Source organism: Martinezella tropici (assembly GCF_008370325.1).
GTDB classification, from domain to species: domain Bacteria; phylum Pseudomonadota; class Alphaproteobacteria; order Rhizobiales; family Rhizobiaceae; genus Rhizobium; species Rhizobium tropici_B.
In genome coordinates, this window is the sequence record NZ_VNIP01000008.1 from 283,894 (window position 1) to 301,543 (window position 17,650).

At 60.6% G+C, this 17,650-nt stretch carries 18 protein-coding genes; 11 read left to right on the top strand and 7 right to left on the bottom strand.

Going from position 1 to position 17,650, the window contains the following annotated elements:
• The first annotated feature begins 370 nt into the window (after positions 1–370).
• The 5 genes from FP026_RS14425 to FP026_RS14445 all read left to right on the top strand — a co-directional run bounded on the left by FP026_RS14425 (position 371) and on the right by FP026_RS14445 (position 4,521).
• On the top strand, positions 371–1,321 hold the full coding sequence (locus tag FP026_RS14425; RefSeq protein WP_149635307.1) for a GAF domain-containing protein: 951 nt from the start codon (positions 371–373) through the stop codon (positions 1,319–1,321).
• Between the two features lie 155 nt (positions 1,322–1,476).
• A complete protein-coding gene (adh, locus tag FP026_RS14430; protein ID WP_149635308.1) occupies positions 1,477–2,985 on the top strand; it encodes an aldehyde dehydrogenase in 1,509 nt (502 codons plus the stop codon).
• Between the two features lie 81 nt (positions 2,986–3,066).
• Positions 3,067–3,444 carry a DUF779 domain-containing protein gene (locus tag FP026_RS14435; RefSeq protein ID WP_149635309.1) on the top strand — a complete coding sequence of 126 codons (378 nt, stop codon included), beginning with the start codon at positions 3,067–3,069 and terminating at the stop codon, positions 3,442–3,444.
• 109 nt (positions 3,445–3,553) lie between these two features.
• Complete coding sequence (locus tag FP026_RS14440) at positions 3,554–4,150, top strand: DJ-1/PfpI family protein (RefSeq protein WP_149635310.1); 597 nt, start codon at positions 3,554–3,556, stop codon at positions 4,148–4,150.
• A 20-nt stretch (positions 4,151–4,170) separates the two neighbouring features.
• Positions 4,171–4,521, top strand: a complete 351-nt coding sequence (locus tag FP026_RS14445) for a ribbon-helix-helix domain-containing protein (RefSeq protein WP_149635311.1) — start codon at positions 4,171–4,173, stop codon at positions 4,519–4,521.
• A gap of 10 nt (positions 4,522–4,531) precedes the next feature.
• On the opposite strand, the gene FP026_RS14450 is transcribed toward FP026_RS14445, so the two are convergent.
• Complete coding sequence (locus FP026_RS14450; protein WP_149635312.1) at positions 4,532–5,116, bottom strand: TetR/AcrR family transcriptional regulator; 585 nt, start codon at positions 5,114–5,116, stop codon at positions 4,532–4,534.
• A 61-nt stretch (positions 5,117–5,177) separates the two neighbouring features.
• On the opposite strand from FP026_RS14450, the gene FP026_RS14455 reads away from it, so the two are divergent.
• From FP026_RS14455 to FP026_RS14470, 4 genes are all read left to right on the top strand, one after another.
• Positions 5,178–6,119, top strand: coding sequence for an alpha/beta hydrolase family protein (locus FP026_RS14455; protein ID WP_149635313.1), 942 nt, complete (start codon positions 5,178–5,180; stop codon positions 6,117–6,119).
• Between the two features lie 158 nt (positions 6,120–6,277).
• The gene (locus FP026_RS14460) at positions 6,278–7,291 is read left to right on the top strand and encodes an aldo/keto reductase (protein ID WP_149635314.1); all 1,014 of its coding nucleotides are present in this window, start codon (positions 6,278–6,280) and stop codon (positions 7,289–7,291) included.
• Between the two features lie 383 nt (positions 7,292–7,674).
• Positions 7,675–8,013 (top strand): BON domain-containing protein, encoded by a 339-nt coding sequence (locus tag FP026_RS14465; protein WP_149635315.1) that lies wholly within the window; start codon positions 7,675–7,677, stop codon positions 8,011–8,013.
• Complete coding sequence (locus FP026_RS14470; protein ID WP_149635316.1) at positions 8,010–8,528, top strand: DUF992 domain-containing protein; 519 nt, start codon at positions 8,010–8,012, stop codon at positions 8,526–8,528. Before FP026_RS14465 ends, FP026_RS14470 begins: the two co-directional genes overlap by 4 nt.
• 133 nt (positions 8,529–8,661) lie before the next feature.
• Here FP026_RS14470 and katG read toward each other — a convergent pair whose 3' ends face one another.
• A complete protein-coding gene (katG, locus tag FP026_RS14475) occupies positions 8,662–10,860 on the bottom strand; it encodes a catalase/peroxidase HPI (RefSeq protein WP_149635317.1) in 2,199 nt (732 codons plus the stop codon).
• Positions 10,861–11,202: 342 nt separating this feature from the next.
• Here katG and FP026_RS14480 point away from each other — a divergent pair, with 342 nt between their 5' ends.
• Both FP026_RS14480 and FP026_RS14485 read left to right on the top strand, forming a co-directional pair.
• Positions 11,203–12,183, top strand: a complete 981-nt coding sequence (locus FP026_RS14480; protein ID WP_149635318.1) for a hydrogen peroxide-inducible genes activator — start codon at positions 11,203–11,205, stop codon at positions 12,181–12,183.
• 139 nt (positions 12,184–12,322) lie between these two features.
• Positions 12,323–12,535 carry a hypothetical protein gene (locus FP026_RS14485; RefSeq protein WP_149635319.1) on the top strand — a complete coding sequence of 71 codons (213 nt, stop codon included), beginning with the start codon at positions 12,323–12,325 and terminating at the stop codon, positions 12,533–12,535.
• Positions 12,536–12,669: 134 nt separating this feature from the next.
• On the opposite strand, the gene FP026_RS14490 is transcribed toward FP026_RS14485, so the two are convergent.
• From FP026_RS14490 to FP026_RS14510, 5 genes are all read right to left on the bottom strand, one after another.
• Positions 12,670–13,851, bottom strand: a complete 1,182-nt coding sequence (locus tag FP026_RS14490; RefSeq protein ID WP_149635320.1) for a M20 aminoacylase family protein — start codon at positions 13,849–13,851, stop codon at positions 12,670–12,672.
• Between the two features lie 75 nt (positions 13,852–13,926).
• A complete protein-coding gene (locus tag FP026_RS14495) occupies positions 13,927–14,718 on the bottom strand; it encodes an amino acid ABC transporter ATP-binding protein (protein ID WP_149635321.1) in 792 nt (263 codons plus the stop codon).
• Complete coding sequence (locus FP026_RS14500; protein ID WP_149635322.1) at positions 14,715–15,659, bottom strand: amino acid ABC transporter permease; 945 nt, start codon at positions 15,657–15,659, stop codon at positions 14,715–14,717. Before FP026_RS14500 ends, FP026_RS14495 begins: the two co-directional genes overlap by 4 nt.
• Positions 15,656–16,546: an ABC transporter substrate-binding protein gene (locus tag FP026_RS14505; protein WP_149635323.1), complete on the bottom strand. Its 891-nt coding sequence runs from the start codon at positions 16,544–16,546 to the stop codon at positions 15,656–15,658. Before FP026_RS14505 ends, FP026_RS14500 begins: the two co-directional genes overlap by 4 nt.
• 44 nt (positions 16,547–16,590) lie before the next feature.
• Complete coding sequence (locus tag FP026_RS14510) at positions 16,591–17,568, bottom strand: nitrate ABC transporter substrate-binding protein (protein WP_149635324.1); 978 nt, start codon at positions 17,566–17,568, stop codon at positions 16,591–16,593.
• Positions 17,569–17,650: the final 82 nt, after the last annotated feature.

Here is a 17,650-nt window from a genome sequence, read left to right on the forward strand (position 1 = left end):
GACTTCCCATTGCTGCCGATCATTCGCTGATGCTCGCGAAGACGGCCTTACGCTGTGTTTCCCTTGGTGTAAGGCTGCTACAGCAACACGCTGACAGGTGCCTGAAAGCCGTCATGCCACGTTGCTCTAGCGTCGAGCGGCACGCATTTCGGGCGCTCGGGCGAAAGGCGAGGACGCTGGACATCCTGCGGCCCGGTTTCACTTTCCTGAATATCGTGATGGCGGCAGAAGAGGCGAGCGGGGCTAAAAAAGACTTTTTACCAATGAGATAGCGGCGGAATTTCGCAGCCGCGCTCGCAAGGCGAGGGGAGGATTGCTTCGGCTGCTTTTTTTAGCGACAATCGAGGCAGCGTTCGGTGGGAGGAGCCAGATGCACGAATATTCCGCGCATGCGGATCAGGTCTACGCGTCCGCGCAATCGGCCGCGGCAAGTTCTTCGGTCGTAGCCTCCTGGCGGCGCTGCATGACTATGCATCGTCTTGCACCGGAAGATAAGCGTTTGCCGATGCGCCTCGCCGGTTGGGAGTTCCAGGCGGCGCTGGAGCGTTCGCAGCGGTTGGCCGCCGAAGCCTCGAACGAACTGGACCGTCTTTTCCTTGCGGTCGGCAAGGCCGGTTGCTGCCTCCTTCTGACCGATCGTGACGGCATCGCGCTCGAGCGCCGTGGTGTTGCCGGCGACGACAAGGAATTCCACGACCTTGGCCTGTGGACCGGCTCCGTGTGGACCGAGGCCAGCATTGGCACCAATGGCATCGGGACGGCGCTTGCCGATGAGCGGGCCGTTGCGATCTTTCGCGATCAGCACTTCTTTTCCTCCAACATCAATCTAAGCTGCACGACGGCTCCGATCCGCGATCACCGTGGCCAGCTTGCCGGCGCGCTCGACATTTCCACCTGCCGCGACGATGTCAACGATGCGACCTTGGCGATCCTCTCGCAGACCGTGCGCGATGCGGCGATGCGGATCGAGCTCAATCTTTTCCGCAGCGCTTTCGCCGGCGCACGCTTCGTCATGGTGCCGACGGATACGGCTTCCACCTCCGCGCTGCTCGCCGTCGACCGCAACGATCTCGTGCTCGGCGCGACGCGGGCGGCCCGCCTTGCGCTGAAACTCGACGATCATCGCATTGCGGCGGGAGTTCCCGCATCCGATGTTCTGCGCGAGCAGGGGGCCGGGAATGAGGATCTCCTGGAGGCCGAACGCGCCGCCCTGCTCAGGGCGCTTTCGCGCGCCAATGGCAATGTCTCGCAGGCGGCCGCGGCGCTTGGCATGAGCCGCTCGACGCTGCATCGGAAGATGAACCGGCTCAATCTGCACTGACCTTTAAGGACGGAGCATTTGATCGGGCAGATGTCGCAGAGTTGCGACACTGTGCGCTGCAGCATGATACGAAGGGACTACCGTCCGAAAGCATATGCACTCAGACTTCTCCCATTGGGTTCGTTGACCGGACCTGCCGACCAAGGGAGGATGGCATGCTGCATCAGAAGATCGTCGAATCTCCGTTCAAGCTGAAATATGGCAACTACATCGGCGGCGAGTGGCGTGAGCCGATCGGCGGCAAGTATTTCGACAACATCACGCCGATCACCGGCGGTAAGATCTGCGAGATACCGCGTTCCGACGAAAAGGATATCAACGCCGCCCTCGATGCCGCCCATGCGGCGAAGGATAAATGGGGCAGGACGTCGACCACCGAGCGTTCCAATATCCTGATGAAGATCGCCCAGCGCATGGAAGACAAGCTGGAAGTGCTGGCGCAGGCGGAAAGCTGGGACAACGGTAAGCCGATCCGCGAAACCATGGCGGCCGACATTCCGCTCGCCATCGATCACTTCCGCTACTTCGCTTCTTGCATTCGCGCCCAGGAAGGCTCGATCGGCGAGATCGACCACGATACCGTCGCCTACCATTTTCATGAGCCGCTCGGCGTCGTTGGGCAGATCATTCCCTGGAACTTCCCGATCCTGATGGCGGCCTGGAAGCTTGCGCCGGCACTGGCCGCCGGCAACTGCGTCGTCATCAAGCCGGCCGAGCAGACACCGGCCTCGCTGCTAGTCTGGGCCGAGCTCATCGGCGATCTCCTACCGCCCGGCGTTCTCAACATCGTCAATGGTTTCGGCCTTGAGGCCGGCAAGCCGCTGGCGACCAGCCCGCGCATCGCTAAGATCGCCTTTACCGGCGAGACGACGACCGGCCGGCTCATCATGCAATATGCCAGCCAGAACCTGATCCCCGTCACGCTCGAGCTTGGTGGCAAGTCGCCGAACATCTTCTTTGCCGATGTCGCGGCCGAAGACGATGATTTCTTCGACAAGGCGCTCGAAGGCTTTGCGATGTTCGCGCTCAATCAGGGCGAGGTCTGCACATGCCCCAGCCGCGCGCTGATCCAGGAGTCGGTCTACGATCGGTTTATGGAGCGGGCCGTCAAGCGCGTGGAAGCCATCAAGCAGGGCAACCCGCTGGATTCCGCGACCATGATCGGCGCCCAGGCGTCGAGCGAGCAGATGGAGAAGATCCTTTCCTATCTCGATATCGGCAGGCAGGAAGGCGCCGAAGTGCTGACGGGCGGCGGTCGCGCCGATCTCGGCGGCGAGCTGTCGAGCGGCTATTACGTCAAGCCGACCATCTTCAAGGGCCACAACAAGATGCGGGTCTTCCAGGAGGAAATCTTCGGCCCGGTCGTCTCCGTCACGACCTTCAAGGACGAGAAGGAAGCGCTCGAAATCGCCAACGACACGCTCTACGGCCTTGGCGCCGGCGTGTGGACCCGCGACGGCAACCGCGCCTATCGCTTCGGCCGCGAAATCCAGGCCGGCCGCGTGTGGACGAATTGCTATCACGCCTATCCGGCTCACGCAGCCTTTGGCGGCTACAAGCAATCGGGCATCGGGCGCGAGACGCACAAGATGATGCTCGATCACTACCAGCAGACCAAGAACATGCTGGTCAGCTACAGCCCGAAGGCGCTCGGCTTCTTCTGAGACCTCCCAACGAAGCCATCAAGGCTCCCAGCGGAAGCTGGGGGCCTTCAAGCATCCGCATATCGACGATGGAGGATCATCATGGACGATAATGGATCCGAGCCGCGGGTGCTTGCGACCGACAAGGCGCTCGAGCTTATCCGCGAGATACAGCAAGACCATCCCAATATCCTGTTTCATCAGTCGGGCGGTTGCTGCGACGGCTCGTCACCGATGTGCTATCCGGCAGACGAATTCATAGTCGGCGACAACGACGTCAAGCTCGGCGAGATCGGCGGCGTGCCGGTCTACATCAGCGGCAGCCAGTTCGAGGCGTGGAAGCATACGCAACTCATCATCGACGTCGTGCCGGGGCGCGGCGGCATGTTCTCGCTCGATAACGGCCGGGAGAAGCGGTTTCTGACACGCTCCCGCCTCTTTGGCGGCGGCGAAGCCTGCACGATCCCGGACATCAGCTGATCGCCGATGCCGCAAGCAAGGTCATAAACTGCGTGTAGTATTCGCCTAATACCCGCGACCGCAGATGCTTTGATAGAGTGCCATCCGTTGGTTTTGAGGGAGGAAGACGATGCCAGCAGCGAAGATCTTGATGATAACAGGTGATTTCACCGAAGACTATGAAACCATGGTGCCGTTCCAGACGCTGCTTGCCTGTGGCTATACGGTTCATGCCGTTTGCCCCGGCAAGAATGCCGGCGAGACGGTGGCAACCGCCATTCATGATTTCGAAGGCGATCAAACCTATTCCGAAAAGCGTGGTCATAATTTTGCACTGAATGCGACTTTTGCCAGCATCCATGCCGAGGATTACGATGCGCTTGTCATTCCCGGCGGTCGTGCGCCGGAATATCTGCGTCTGAACCCCGATGTCATCAAGGCTGTTCAGCACTTCTTCGAGGCGGACAAGCCGGTTGCCGCCATTTGCCACGGCGCGCAATTGCTGACCGCCGCGGGCGTCCTCAAGGGGCGCACCTGCTCGGCTTATCCCGCCTGCCGCCCCGAAGTGGAGCTTGCCGGCGGCATTTATGCCGATATCGCCATCAACGACGCAGTCGCCGACGGTAATCTCGTCACCGCACCGGCCTGGCCGGCGCATCCGGCATGGCTGCGGCAGTTCATGGCCGTGCTCGATGCCAACGCACTGTCGGCAGCAAACGCCGCCTGAAATTTTGAGGGGAGACGCGCATGTGCGAATTGTTCATCAAGGCCGACGCCAGGCTCTGGGAAAGCACTACGCGCTCCCTGCGCATCGACGGCATGGTGACCAGCGTGAGGCTGGAAAACTTCTTCTGGTCGAAGCTGGAGGAAATCGCCCAGCGTGACGGCATGAACGTGGTGCAGCTCATTACCAAGCTGCACCATGAATCGATCGATGCTGGCCACGATCTCGGCAATTTCACCTCGTTCCTGCGTGTCTGCTGCGCACGATATCTCGACCTGCAGCTGGCCGGCGACATTTCGAGCGATCTCTCCCAGCCCATTGCCGGTGTCGACGCGCCTGCCATTCTTGGACGGGAACGGCTGAAGTATCATTGATCGTGGTTGCCTATGCCGCGCCTAATCGGTCGGCAATAAGTCGCTCCACGGCATCCGCGGCAGTTTCCATATAGCTTGGATCGCGATGGAGCAAGACCACGGCAAATGAACCGTCGAGAAGCAGCATGATCTGGCGCGCGAGCGGCAGGGCATCATTGCCGGCTCCAGCCTCCATGAAAGTCGAACCCAGCCAATCCTCGACGCGCTTCTTGTGGGCGCGGGCAACCACAAGGGCCGGATGGCCGGGAAGATTGATGAGTTCCACCGAGGTGCGCAGGAAGCCGCAGCCCTTCCATTTGGCGCTGCGCGCCGATTGTGCCAGATGACGAAAAATGCCGGCGACCTTCTCGGCAATGTCGCCGTCCGTTTCCTCGAACCAGCGTTTGAAGAGAGCCAGATTCGGCTCGTCGCGTGCCTGCAGATGGGCGGCGATCAGGTCGTCCTTGCTGCGGAAATGATAATAGAGCGTGCGTTTGGTGACGCCTGCCTTTTCGGCGATGGCGTCGACGCTGATGGCGCGGATTCCGTCGCTGTGGAAGAGCTTTCCGGCGGCCTGAAGAATACGGTCGCGTGTCGGCTGGGATCTGTCTCTCATGGCCCAACGTATACCGAGTAGTGAATATACACAACGCAGCGATCACCCCATCTTGGCGGTCATGAGCGAACAAGTAATTCCATCTGCGGATGCAAGCAGCTTGCCGATTTCCATTCCCTGCCGGGATGGTGTCGCTCTCGGCGGCCATCTCTGGCTGGCCGGGACGAACAGGCCGGAAGGCAGCGTCATTATCAATCCCGCCACCGGCGTTCTGGCGCGCTACTATCATCGTTACGCGCAGTTTCTGGCCGGGCATGGATTCGATGTGCTGACTTACGATTATCGCGGCATCGGTCAGTCACGCCCGCAGCGGATGCGGGATTCAGGCTATCGTTGGCGGGATTGGGGTCAGCGGGATTTTGACGCCGCGCTTTTGATGATGGCTGCTTATCGACGCAGCGGCCCGCTCATGGTGGTCGGTCATAGCGTCGGCGGTTTCCTGCCGGGATTGGCCGAAAGTGCCCCGATGATCGACAGAATGCTGACGGTCGGCGCCCAATATGCCTGGTGGGGCGATTACATGCCCGGCAGGCGCGCCGCCCTGTTCCTGAAATGGCATGTCGCCATGGCCGCAATGACTGCGATCTACGGCTATTTTCCCGGCCGTCGGCTTGGCTGGCTGGAGGATTTGCCGAAAGGCGTGGCAAATGAATGGAGCTTCCGCGGGCGCCGGTTCGAGCGCAGCCATCCGAAAGCCGAGCGCGAGGCCGTGCTGCGTCGCATGGTGGCGGTCAAAGCTTCGATTTTGGCGGTTGCGGTTTCGGACGACGAACTCGGCACGATGCCGGCCATCCGCCGCGCGCTGAGTTATTATACCGGCGCGCAACGCGTGTCGGTGCTGCTGAGGCCGGCCGATTTCGGTCGCGATGCGATTGGCCATTTCGGCCTGTTTCATGATCGTTATGCCAGCAGCTTCTGGATCGATACGCTTTTCTGGCTGCGGGAAGGCCGCAATCCCTGGCCTTCCCGCGCGCTGCCGTTGGAGAAATCCTCGCACCCTTGAAAGTTGAGTCCAGCGTGGCAAGCGCTCTGAGAGCGCAACCGACCCCATTATCCGGATTCCCGAATTGTAAAATCGCAAATTGCGGCTTAATTCCTTTGTTCGGCAATCTTACATATCGTAACGAATATGTATCGGCTTGCGCCGGTGGGGGATAATGCATGCATCTTGGTGATTACGCCGCGCTCGGGCATTCGGAGTTGCGCGTCAGTCCGCTTGCACTCGGAACTATGTCGTTCGATGACCATTTCGCCGGGCATTCGCGCGATAAGGCTGCGGTGATCCTCGATCGCTATCTCGATCTCGGCGGCAATTATCTCGACACCGGCAACGGCGATCTGAAAGCGGGTGGCCAGATGGTTGTCGGCAACTATTTTGCGCAGAACTCGGTCAGGCGCGATCGGCTTGTCGTTGCTGCCAGGTTCAATGCCGATCGGAACGGCGAAACATCAGGCCGCAAAGCGGTGATCGATGGTTTCGAACAGGCCCTGCGGCGGCTTCGCACAGACTATCTCGATCTCTATTGGCTGAACAATTGGGACATAGAGGCTCCGTTGGAGGATATACTCGCGGCGCTGCACGATCTCGTTCAATCGGGAAAATTGCGCTATTTCGGCATCTCCGATGCGCCGGCTTGGAAGGTGGCGCATGCGCATCTGCTCGCACAATCCCACGGCTGGCCTCCGTTCATCGGCCTGCAGATTGAATATTCGCTTGCTGCAAGGCTCTTCGAGGTCGAGCTCATCCCGATGGCGCGCGGATTGGGGCTCGGTGTCGTATCGCATTCGCCGTTGAACGGTGGGCTCATCAGCGGAAAATATACGCGCACCGACAATGCGCGGCTGAGGTCGGGTCAGGCGGCGCAATTGGCGCAGACGCCCGGCGAGGAGGATTTCGAAATCGTCGATGCCCTGATCCGCGTCGCCGGCGAGCTTGGCACGAGTACTGCTCGCGTCGCCCTTGCCTGGGTCATGGCGCGTACAGCCGTGTCGTCCACCGTTATCGGCGTGCGGAGCATGGAGCAGCTGGAGGAGGATATTGGCGCACTCGATGTCCGCCTGTCGACAGAGCAGACGGTGACCCTTGATGCGCTGACGATTCCGAGTCATTCGCTTGCCCCATCGCTATTGCTGCGCGAAGCCGCTCCTGCCTGCGCGTGGATAACGCCCCGGTAAGCCTCGGCTTCTCTTATCGATCATTCCTCCAATCTAAGTTGCCAATAGCGAGACGAGGAATGGCAACGGTAGGCGCGTCGCAGTCGCCGAATGTGAACCGGAACGCCCTGTCTGGGCAGTTCTGGCCTCAAAAAGGCTTTTTTCTACTAGTAGTTTGGTCGTTTCTGCTCTACACGCGCAGGCGTTGCCGCCCTACTTCATTGTTCATGGTTTCGGGGAATGCCCGCGCTGCCTCTTTTGAAACAGCTCTAGGAGACAGGAAATGGACAAGAACCGTGTCAAAGGCGCAGTCAAGGATGCAGCCGGAAAGCTGACCGGGAACGCGCGCCGTTAACGCCATATGGCGGGCAAACACTTGTTCTTGCGATTTGTCGAGGCTTCCGATGCTCTTCCTGGCCAAGTTTTCATCGCTGACGACGTCACCGGATCGAGGTGCGATCTGCGCGGCGATCCGGTGCCTCATTGCTTATGCCGAGGGACTGGAAGATTGCCGCATCGAGGTTGGCGCCGCGGAGGGAGCGATCGTCCTGTCCGGAGTTGCACCGTCCGATCGGGCACGGCAGCAAGCCATTGCGATCGCCGGCGAATATGCTGGGACCCGCATCATCAACAACATCGTTATCCAGGCTGATCGCGGATCTTCCATCGAGATCGGCTCGTCGAGTTCCCCTGCGCCGTCCGGGTCGACCGCGGCGCCCAAACCGCCGAAGGAGACGTCATGAAAAAGATCACCATCGCGGCTGCGGCCATTGCCGTGGCTTTCGGTTCCGCCGCTTCCGCCGCCAGCCACCAACACCATCCGAAAAGGCAATCGGCGCAAGTCGCCTCCGAGCCCCGGCAACGCCTTGGAACGCTTTCCTGCGAAGTGGCAGGCGGCGTCGGCATGATCATCGGTTCCAACAAGCAGGTCAGCTGCACCTTCAAACAGCGAACCGGCAAGGTCGAACGCTATACGGGCGCGATCGGCAAGCTCGGGATCGATATCGGCGTGACCCGCAAGACCTATCTGAGCTGGGTCGTCATCAACACCGCGCCCACGCGTGTCGGCGATGGTGCCCTGGCAGGCACTTATGTCGGTGCATCCGCCGGTGCTTCCGTCGGCCTCGGTCTCGGAGCCAACGCGCTGGTCGGCGGCAATTCCAAGAACTTTGCACTGCAGCCGCTGAGCGGCGAGGCCGGAACCGGCCTGAATGTCGCAGCCGGCGTTTCCCGGCTGCAATTGCGCCCAGCCAGCTGACATGGCGATAGCCCGCCGGCGTATGGGAGCATGCTGCCAACATGATGTCCTCGCTGCGCGGCCGCGCACGGAGGTCATTCGTCAACCGGACGCGACCTGAAGCTGGTCGCGTCCGGAACTATTTTACTTCACTTCAAGCGATGTCGAAGCGGTCGGCGTTCATCACCTTGGTCCAGGCAGCAACGAAGTCCTGCACGAACTTCTTCTCGGCGCCGGCCTGGCCGTAGACCTCGGCGAGCGCGCGCAGCTGGGAGTTCGAGCCGAAAACAAGATCGGCACGCGTTGCGGTCCACTTGACGTCGCCGGTTGTACGGTCCCGTCCCTCGAAGACGTCCTTGGCATCGGAAACCGCCTTCCACTCCGTGCCCATGTCGAGCAGGTTCACGAAGAAGTCGTTGGTCAGCGTTTCCGGACGCTCGGTGAAGACACCGTGCTGGCTCTGGCCGACATTGGCGTTCAGCACACGCAGGCCACCGACGAGAACCGTCATTTCCGGAGCAGTCAGCGTCAGCAGCTGTGCCTTGTCGATCAGCAGCTCTTCCGAAGAGACGGTATAGGCCCGCCGCTGATAGTTGCGGAAACCGTCGACGATCGGCTCGAGAACGGCGAAGGCCTCGGCATCGGTCTGTTCCTGCGATGCATCGGTACGGCCCGGAGCGAAGGGGACAACCACGTCATGGCCGCCCTTCTTTGCCGCCTGTTCGATAGCGACCGAGCCGCCGAGAACGATCAGATCGGCAATCGATACTGTCTTGCCGCCGGTCTGGGCATCATTGAACTTCTTCTGGATGCCTTCGAGCGTTGCCAGCACGGACGCTAGCTGGGCCGGCTGATTGGCCTCCCAATCCTTCTGCGGAGCAAGACGGATGCGGGCACCGTTTGCACCGCCGCGCTTGTCTGAGCCTCGGAAGGTGGAAGCCGAAGCCCAGGCGGTCGAAACCAGCTGCGGGATGGTGAGACCCGATGCGGCAATCTCGGCCTTGAGGGTAGCGACATCGCTGGGATCGATCGATGCGGGACCGGCAGCCGGAATCGGGTCCTGCCAGATGAGCTCTTCGCTCGGCACTTCCGGGCCGAGATAACGGACGCGCGGGCCCATATCGCGATGGGTCAGCTTGAACCAGGCGCGGGCAAAGGCATCGGCAAACTCGTCCGGGTTTTCGAAGAAGCGGCGAGAGATCTTCTCATAGGCGGGGTCGAAGCGCAGGGCGAGGTCGGTCGTCAGCATCGATGGCGCGTGACGCTTGGACTTGTCATGTGCATCCGGGATCGAGCCGGCGCCGGCGCCATGCTTCGGCACCCATTGATGCGCGCCGGCCGGGCTCTTCGTCAGTTCCCATTCATAGCCAAAGAGGTTCCAGAAGAAGTTGTTGCTCCACTTGGTCGGCGTCGAGGTCCAGGTGACTTCGAGACCGCTGCCGATCGTGTCGCCGCCCTTGCCGCTGCCGAAGCTGCTCTTCCAGCCGAGGCCCTGTTCCTCGATGCCGGCTGCTTCCGGCTCGGGGCCGACATGGGCGGCATCGCCTGCACCATGGGTCTTGCCGAAGGTGTGGCCGCCGGCAATGAGGGCAACGGTTTCCTCGTCGTTCATTGCCATGCGGGCGAAGGTTTCGCGGATGTCGCGTGCGGCTGCGAGCGGGTCCGGATTGCCGTTCGGCCCCTCAGGATTGACGTAGATGAGGCCCATCTGCACGGCAGCGAGCGGGTTTTCCAGATCGCGGTCGCCGCTATAGCGCTTGTCGCCAAGCCAGGTTTCTTCCGCGCCCCAGTAAATGTCCTCTTCCGGTTCCCAGACGTCTTCGCGGCCGCCGCCGAAGCCGAAGGTCTTGAAGCCCATGGATTCCAGCGCGACGTTGCCGGTGAGGACCAGGAGATCGGCCCAGGAGATGCTGTTGCCGTATTTCTGCTTGATCGGCCACAGCAGGCGGCGGGCCTTGTCGAGGTTGACGTTATCCGGCCAGCTGTTGAGCGGCGCAAAACGCTGCGTGCCGGAAGAGGCGCCCCCGCGGCCGTCGCCGGTGCGGTAGGTACCGGCACTGTGCCAGGCCATGCGGATGAAGAGCGGACCATAATGACCGAAGTCGGCCGGCCACCAGTCCTGCGAATCCGTCATGAGGGCGGTAAGGTCTTTCTTCAGGGCCTCCAGATCGAGCTTCTTGAATTCCTCGGCATAGTTGAATGCCTTGCCCATCGGGCTGGACAGCGCGGAGTTCTGATGAAGGATCTTGAGGTTCAGCTGGTTCGGCCACCAGTCACGGTTCGAACGGGCCGAAACGCTTGTGTTTCCGTGCGGAAACGGACACTTGCCGGCAGTTTCGACTTTTGTATCCATAATAGTCTCCCTTACGATGATTTGGGCTGTGACGACCGGAGGATAGTTTTTATGACCCTCTCGGGAAGTCGTTTGGTTTTATGACAAGCGTGACGGCGGCATGTCCGACGCATGAAAATCTCTCGTTGTACTGACCTCGCATAGAGCGGATTCGCGGAAAACCGACAAGCCTGATGCCCCGCTTTCCCAACAGTCCGCGCATCGATGAACTGAACGCAGTCAATGCTCTCAATATGAGCTTCGTATGACAGGCGGCCGCATCTCATCTCTGCCGCGGCACTATAGCCAAGGCTTTCCATTAATTTAAGTTGGATTTCCTGATTGGCACGATAAGATGAGCTTATGGCAAATTTCACGCTCAAGCAGCTCCGCTATTTCGAAGCCCTGGCCAGGCACGGCCATTTCGGGCGCGCGGCCGACGTATGTGCCATCTCCCAGCCCGCCTTGTCGATGCAGATCAAGGAATTGGAGGAGCAGCTCGGCACCGACCTTTTCGAAAGAGGTGCGCGCCAGGTACGTCTGACCAATTTCGGAGAGGCGTTCGCGATCCGCGTGCGCGATATCCTGCGCTCCGTCGATGAGCTGGGAGACCTTGCGCGCGCATCGCACAACCAGCCTGTCGGCCGGCTGCGAATCGGTATCATTCCGACGGTCGCCCCGTATCTGCTGCCGAGCATCATCGGCAATCTCTCCCGCATATATGACGGGCTCGATATCCATGTGCGCGAGACCTTGACGTCGAAACTGGTGGAGGAACTGGAGGAAGGTCGGCTCGACACCGCCATTGTCGCCTTGCCCGTATCCGAGCCGTCGCTGACGGAAATACCGCTGTTTGCCGAAAACTTCGTGCTGGTGCGGCCCAGCGAGGATGAGGGCAAGCCGGTGCCCAACCGGGAGGCGCTTCGCGAAATGCGGCTATTGTTGCTGGAGGAGGGGCATTGCTTCCGCGATCAGGCACTGTCGTTCTGCAACATACAGTCGGCCGTTCCTCGGGAGCTCATGGATGGCAGCTCGCTATCGACGCTGGTGCAGATGGTCAGCGCCGGCATCGGCGTCACTCTGATACCGGAGATGGCCGTCGCGGTGGAAACGCGTTCGGCTTCGGTCTCGACCGTGCGCTTCCAGAGCCCGCAGCCGTCGCGAACGATCGGCATGATTTGGCGCAAGACGAGCCCCTTGGCCAGGCAGCTCATACAGATTTCCGAGGTGGTCCGGGACGCTGCCGACGCAATGCGCGAGCAGCACGATTCGATTTGGCGTGCGCGGGATCTGGAGTTTGACGCTCATTTGAAGCTGCCGGCAATCAGCCGAGACGGCCGGTGATCCCTCGCAAACCGATCATCTTTGCACGCGCATGTTAACGCTGTTCCGTTCTTTTCCACAGGTGAAGATATTTCAAACGATTAAAATAATTTCAATCGTTTAAATAATTTAATACCTTGATTTACAAGGAAACTCTTCCATGTCATGCAAAGAACGCATGGCAATGGAGGTCGTGATGCAAGAGTTTGAAAACGTAAGAGATGAAATTCCTACGTATGTGATTGATCGCCTGGAAAATGAATGGCGGCTGATGCAAGCTCAAAGCGTGCCGTCGAAGACCGGACTTGGGGCTGAAACGCCCATGAATACTGCGCCGGCAACCTCCGATAGTCTCGGATCTCTCGACAAGTAATCGTTTCGGGGCCGGGTCGCGCCACACCAGCAGGCTGTGAGGCCCGCGATGAAGGCCCCGGCATTCCCGCTCTTCCTGTCACAGAAAAAAAGAACCAGCCCCGATCTATAGCCGGGGCCGTCGTTTCTATCGCTTCAGGCGTCGAGATAGCGTTCCGTCAGCCGTGCCCACATGGCAGCCCCCACGGTGAGGCTCTCATCGGCGAAATCATATTTGGCACTGTGAAGGATGGCGGAGTCGATGCCGTTGCCGAGGCGTAGGAAGCTGCCTGGCTTGTGCTCGAGATAATGAGAGAAATCTTCGCTGCCGGGGATCAGGCCACAGGTAGTGACCTTGTCGGCGCCGACCAGTTCTTCGGCCACCATGCGCGCGAATTCGGTTTCCTTTTCCGAGTTCACGACCACCGGATGACCGTGGGTGTAGTCGATCTCGAAGCTAGCGCCGTAGCCTTCCGCAACTGATTGCGTCAGCTTACGGATGCGAGCTTCAAGCAGCCCGCGCACCTTCGGGTCGAAGGAGCGGACGGTGAGCAACATCTTGGCGCTTTCCGGAATGACGTTCGAAGCCTCGCCGGCATGGATGGCGCCGACAGTGACGACTGCGGTCTCAGTCGGATCGACGCTGCGGGCAACGATGGTTTGCAGGCTGACGACGAGATTGCAGGCAACGACGACCGGGTCGATGGTCAGATGTGGCCGCGAGGCGTGGCCACCCTTGCCTGTGATGGTGATCTCGACGGTGTCGGCGGCGGCCATCAGCGGGCCGGAGCGCAGTAGCCAGGTGCCTTCCGGGGCACCCGGATGATTGTGCAGCCCGAAAATGACGTCGAAGGGGAAGCGTTCGAAGAGGCCATCCTTGATCATCGCTGGAGCGCCGCTCACCGCGCCTGCCTCCTCGGCCGGCTGAAAGATCAGGTTGACCGTACCGCTGAAGCGGCGCGTGCGGGCGAGATATTCGGCCGCGCCTAGCAATATGGTCGTGTGGCCGTCATGTCCGCAGGCATGCATCTTGCCCAGCACCTTGCTGGCATAGGGGCGCCCGGTCTGCTCGGTGATCGGCAGGGCGTCCATGTCGGCGCGGATCGCGATGCTCTTCTTGCCTGCCCCGACCGTCATGCGCGCGACGACGCCATGGCCACCGACATTGCGCGTCACCTCATAACCCCAGGCTTCCAACTTTTCCGCCACGAAACGCGCGGTTTCCGCTTCCTCGAAGGAGAGCTCGGGGTTGGCGTGGAGATGCTGTCGGATGCCGGTCAGTTCGGCCTTCATCGGTTCGAAATCGGAAAGGCGGGCGAAATCGTTGTCGAGGGTCATGGCTATTCCAATGGTTCGCTTGAGCCGCCATCCGCCATAGAGCGTGCGGGCTTCACTAATGATATATGTGTCGCGCTAGATGAAGCGCGACAGGAAGCTTCTGGTGCGCGGATGCTGCGGATTGCCGATCACATCCTCCGGCTTGCCCTGTTCGACAATCTTGCCGCCATCCATGAAGACGACGCGGTCGGCCGCCTCGCGGGCAAAGCCGATTTCGTGGGTGACGACGATCATCGTCAGGCCCTGTTTGGCAAGGTCGCGCATGGTCGACAGCACCTCGCCGACAAGCTCTGGATCGAGTGCCGAGGTCGGCTCATCAAACAGCATCAGCTTTGGCTTGATCGCCAGCGCGCGGGCGATCGCAACACGCTGCTGCTGGCCGCCGGAAAGCTGGCGCGGATAGTTGTGAGCCTTGGCCGAAAGGCCGACGCGATCGAGCAGTGCCAGCGCGTTTTCGGTCGCCTGCTTCCGGCTTTCGCCATGGATGCCGATCGGCGCTTCGATGACATTCTGCAGCGCCGTCATATGCGGATAGAGATTGAACTGCTGGAACACCATGCCGATCTTGCGGCGCTGCAGCGCGATCGCATGGCTGGACAGTTTGACCAGCCTGCCCTTGGCCAGCCGATAGCCGATCTGCTCGCCATCGACTTCGATCGAACCGCGATTGATCGCTTCCAGGTGATTGATGCAGCGCAGGAAGGTCGATTTGCCGGATCCGGAAGGGCCGAGGATGACGACCACTTCGCCCGGCATCACATCGAGGTCGATGCCTTTCAAGACTTCGAGATCTTCGAAGGATTTATGGACGTTGCGCGCCTGCACCAGCGGCGCCACGTTGGCAACAGTGTTTGTGGCGACGTTCATTGGCCCGCCTCCTGTGCCGGCACGAGCGCTGGCGCGCTCTCGGTTGCCACTTTCGTCCCGCCGGTGCGGCGGTCGGCGCGGCTGTAGTAGCGCTCGATATAGCTCTGGCCGATATTCAGCACCGAGGTGATTAGCAGGTACCAGATAACGGCGACGAGCAGCATCGGGACGACTTCGAATGTGCGGTTATAGATCGATTGCACGGAGTAAAGCAGATCGGCCATGGCAATGACGCTGACGAGCGAGGTCGCCTTGATCATGCTGATAAGCTGGTTGCCCGTCGGCGGCACGATGGAGCGCATGGCCTGCGGGATGATGATACGGCGCAGCGCGCGGATGCGCGTCATGCCAAAGGCTTCAGCGGTCTCGAACTGGCCCCTGTCGACCGAAAGCAGGCCGCCGCGGATGATCTCGGCCATATAGGCGGCCTCGTTGAGCGCCAGGCCGGCAATCGCTGCCGTCATAGGGCTGATGACCGAATTGGTGTCCCAGCTGACGAAGGTCGGCCCGAAGGGGATGCCGATCGACAGCGTCGGGAAGAGCGTCGAGAGATTGTACCAGAAGATCAGCTGCACGAGCAGCGGCGTGCCGCGGAAGAACCAGATGAACAGGGAGGCGAGCGAGCTTGCCAGCCTATCCTTCGACATGCGGGCGATCGCCAAAAGCAGGCCAAAGGCGATGCCGAGCGCCATGGCGACAACCGTCAGGCCGAGCGAGACATAAAGGCCGCTGATGACGACCGGATCGAAGAAATACTGGGCAACGACATGCCAGCCGAAGTTTTCATTGTGGGCGACCGACCAGCCGCAATAGGCAGCGATCAATAGCGTTGCGATCCAGGCTGCCACGCGGCCCTTGGGGAACGGTGTATGGGCATTCGCCACGTCCCGTTCGGACGCATCGCCGGATGGCGATGCGATGTTTCCGGCGTTGCTACTCATTTCGGCAATGTCCCGCCAAGATTGACACCCGGTTCCTTGATCATGTTGTTCTCAAGGCCCCATTTCTTCATGATGGCGGCATAGGTGCCATTGTCCATAAGAAGCTTGACGGCATCCTTGAGGATGGGTCCGAGCGGCGAGCCCTTCGGCACGACGGCGCCCTGATAGAGATCCTCGAAACCGTTCTTCTGGCCGACGCCGGTCAGTTCCAGCTGGCCGTTGGCCTGCGACACGAAGTAGGTGAGCGGCGCCTGCGAGGAGAAGAAGGCGTCGGAACGCTTGGAGCGGACGGCGAGGATCGAGCTCGGCTGATCGGTGAAGGACTGGACCTCGATCGCACCCTTGCCGTCGGTCTTGCACTTCTCGGCCTGGACCTGGATGACCTTTTCTGCCGATCCGCCGGCCATGACGGCAATGCGTTGGCCGCAGGCGCTATCGAGCGAGGTAATGCCCTTCGGATTGCCCTTCTGGACAGCGAAGACAACGAATTCCTGCACCCAGTCGACGAAGTCATTGGCCTCCTCGCGGCTCTTGAAATCGCCGATCGGGCCGAAGGCGAACTGGTAGCGGCCGGAATTGATGCCGGCGAGGATGGCGGGCAGGCCGCTGACGCTCTCATGCTCGATTTTCACGCCAAGAACTTCGCCGATCGCATCGGTGAGATCGGCGCTGGCGCCAGTCAGCTTGGTGCCGGTGACGATTTCATAGGGAGGGAAGGAGCCGTTGTTGACTGAGATCATCTTGCCTGATGTGCGGATCGCCTCCGGCAGCTTGGCTTGCAGATCCTTGCTGACCGAAAGTTTCGGCAGGCCCGCATCCTCAGCGAAGGCTGCGCCCGACATCATCAGGCTTGCGAGGGCGAGGTAGGTCATTTTCTTCAGCGACATGGTCATTCCCCTTTTTGCTTTGTGTCTCTGATTTGAAGCGATGGTCAGGCGGCGCTTGTCCTGCTGCCGTCGACGTCGAAGGGAAAGAGTTCCTCCGGCGTCATCAGGCGCGGCAGGATGCCCTGTATGTGCAATTCCCCAGCGAAATCGGCGATCATCTTGCGGTTGGCGGCAAAGCCGCTCGCATCCCAACCCTCCGGTAGCTCGACCGCCGATTTCAGCAGTTCGTCGAGCATGAAGGGCGTGGTGTCGGCATATTTGCGCCGCTTGCCGAGCCAGACGCGCTGCGATTCATCGATGAGAGCGCTCAGTTCGGCCATGACCCAGGGATGCTCGGCGACAAACTCCGCCTTGAAACCGATCAGGTGCATGCCCGGTACATAGCCCACGTCGGCAAAATAGCGATGCTCGGCTGCGCGGAAATCCGGCAGGAGCTGGCGGAAGCCGGAATTGCCGGCGAAATAGCCGTCCGGCATGAAGGGCGTGAAAATCGCGTCAAGCAACCCTTCCTTCAGCAGGTCCACCATCGGCCTTTCTCCGGGTGCCGGTTCGATGCGGCCGGGACGACCAAAGCCGTCGAGGCGATCGGTGATCGGATGGGCTTCGGTGAGACGACCGGCATACCACATGGCATCCTCGACCCCCACGCCCTCGCGCCGAAGGGCTGCGCGCGTCCAGGTATTGCCGGAGTCGCGCCAGCCGGTGACGCCAATCCGTTTGCCTGCCAGCTGGGCGAAGCTCGTGATCGGGCTGTCCCTGGTGGTGATGACGCAGCGGTGGCGGAAGCCGCGCATGATGAAGTTCGGAATGCCGACGACGCTCTCGTCGCCGTCGATGCGCATCTGCGTGTAGCGGCTGAAGGAGGTTTCGGCCGCATCATAGGCGTCGCTCCTGCCGACATGCGAGACCAGCGTTCCGACCCGGTCGACCTTGATGTCGAGCTTGGGGGAGGAGACGTCACCCAGGACCAATGGTGTCATATAGTCCCAGTCACGGAGGGCAAGGCGAAGAGTAAGGGCCATGAAATTCACTCGCGGGAAAACTTGTTTTCTCAACGAGTAAATGTTCAATATAAGTCGATCAAATGTTATTACGTTATTGAAC

What these genes read in the sequence shown, in the direction of transcription:
- FP026_RS14425 (WP_149635307.1), top strand. Translation starts at nt 371, where the DNA reads ATGCACGAATATTCCGCGCATGCGGATCAGGTCTACGCGTCCGCGCAA.
- adh (WP_149635308.1), top strand. Translation starts at nt 1,477, where the DNA reads ATGCTGCATCAGAAGATCGTCGAATCTCCGTTCAAGCTGAAATATGGC.
- FP026_RS14435 (WP_149635309.1), top strand. Translation starts at nt 3,067, where the DNA reads ATGGACGATAATGGATCCGAGCCGCGGGTGCTTGCGACCGACAAGGCG.
- FP026_RS14440 (WP_149635310.1), top strand. Translation starts at nt 3,554, where the DNA reads ATGCCAGCAGCGAAGATCTTGATGATAACAGGTGATTTCACCGAAGAC.
- FP026_RS14445 (WP_149635311.1), top strand. Translation starts at nt 4,171, where the DNA reads ATGTGCGAATTGTTCATCAAGGCCGACGCCAGGCTCTGGGAAAGCACT.
- FP026_RS14450 (WP_149635312.1), bottom strand. Translation starts at nt 5,116, where the DNA reads ATGAGAGACAGATCCCAGCCGACACGCGACCGTATTCTTCAGGCCGCC.
- FP026_RS14455 (WP_149635313.1), top strand. Translation starts at nt 5,178, where the DNA reads ATGAGCGAACAAGTAATTCCATCTGCGGATGCAAGCAGCTTGCCGATT.
- FP026_RS14460 (WP_149635314.1), top strand. Translation starts at nt 6,278, where the DNA reads ATGCATCTTGGTGATTACGCCGCGCTCGGGCATTCGGAGTTGCGCGTC.
- FP026_RS14465 (WP_149635315.1), top strand. Translation starts at nt 7,675, where the DNA reads ATGCTCTTCCTGGCCAAGTTTTCATCGCTGACGACGTCACCGGATCGA.
- FP026_RS14470 (WP_149635316.1), top strand. Translation starts at nt 8,010, where the DNA reads ATGAAAAAGATCACCATCGCGGCTGCGGCCATTGCCGTGGCTTTCGGT.
- katG (WP_149635317.1), bottom strand. Translation starts at nt 10,860, where the DNA reads ATGGATACAAAAGTCGAAACTGCCGGCAAGTGTCCGTTTCCGCACGGA.
- FP026_RS14480 (WP_149635318.1), top strand. Translation starts at nt 11,203, where the DNA reads ATGGCAAATTTCACGCTCAAGCAGCTCCGCTATTTCGAAGCCCTGGCC.
- FP026_RS14485 (WP_149635319.1), top strand. Translation starts at nt 12,323, where the DNA reads ATGTCATGCAAAGAACGCATGGCAATGGAGGTCGTGATGCAAGAGTTT.
- FP026_RS14490 (WP_149635320.1), bottom strand. Translation starts at nt 13,851, where the DNA reads ATGACCCTCGACAACGATTTCGCCCGCCTTTCCGATTTCGAACCGATG.
- FP026_RS14495 (WP_149635321.1), bottom strand. Translation starts at nt 14,718, where the DNA reads ATGAACGTCGCCACAAACACTGTTGCCAACGTGGCGCCGCTGGTGCAG.
- FP026_RS14500 (WP_149635322.1), bottom strand. Translation starts at nt 15,659, where the DNA reads ATGAGTAGCAACGCCGGAAACATCGCATCGCCATCCGGCGATGCGTCC.
- FP026_RS14505 (WP_149635323.1), bottom strand. Translation starts at nt 16,546, where the DNA reads ATGTCGCTGAAGAAAATGACCTACCTCGCCCTCGCAAGCCTGATGATG.
- FP026_RS14510 (WP_149635324.1), bottom strand. Translation starts at nt 17,568, where the DNA reads ATGGCCCTTACTCTTCGCCTTGCCCTCCGTGACTGGGACTATATGACA.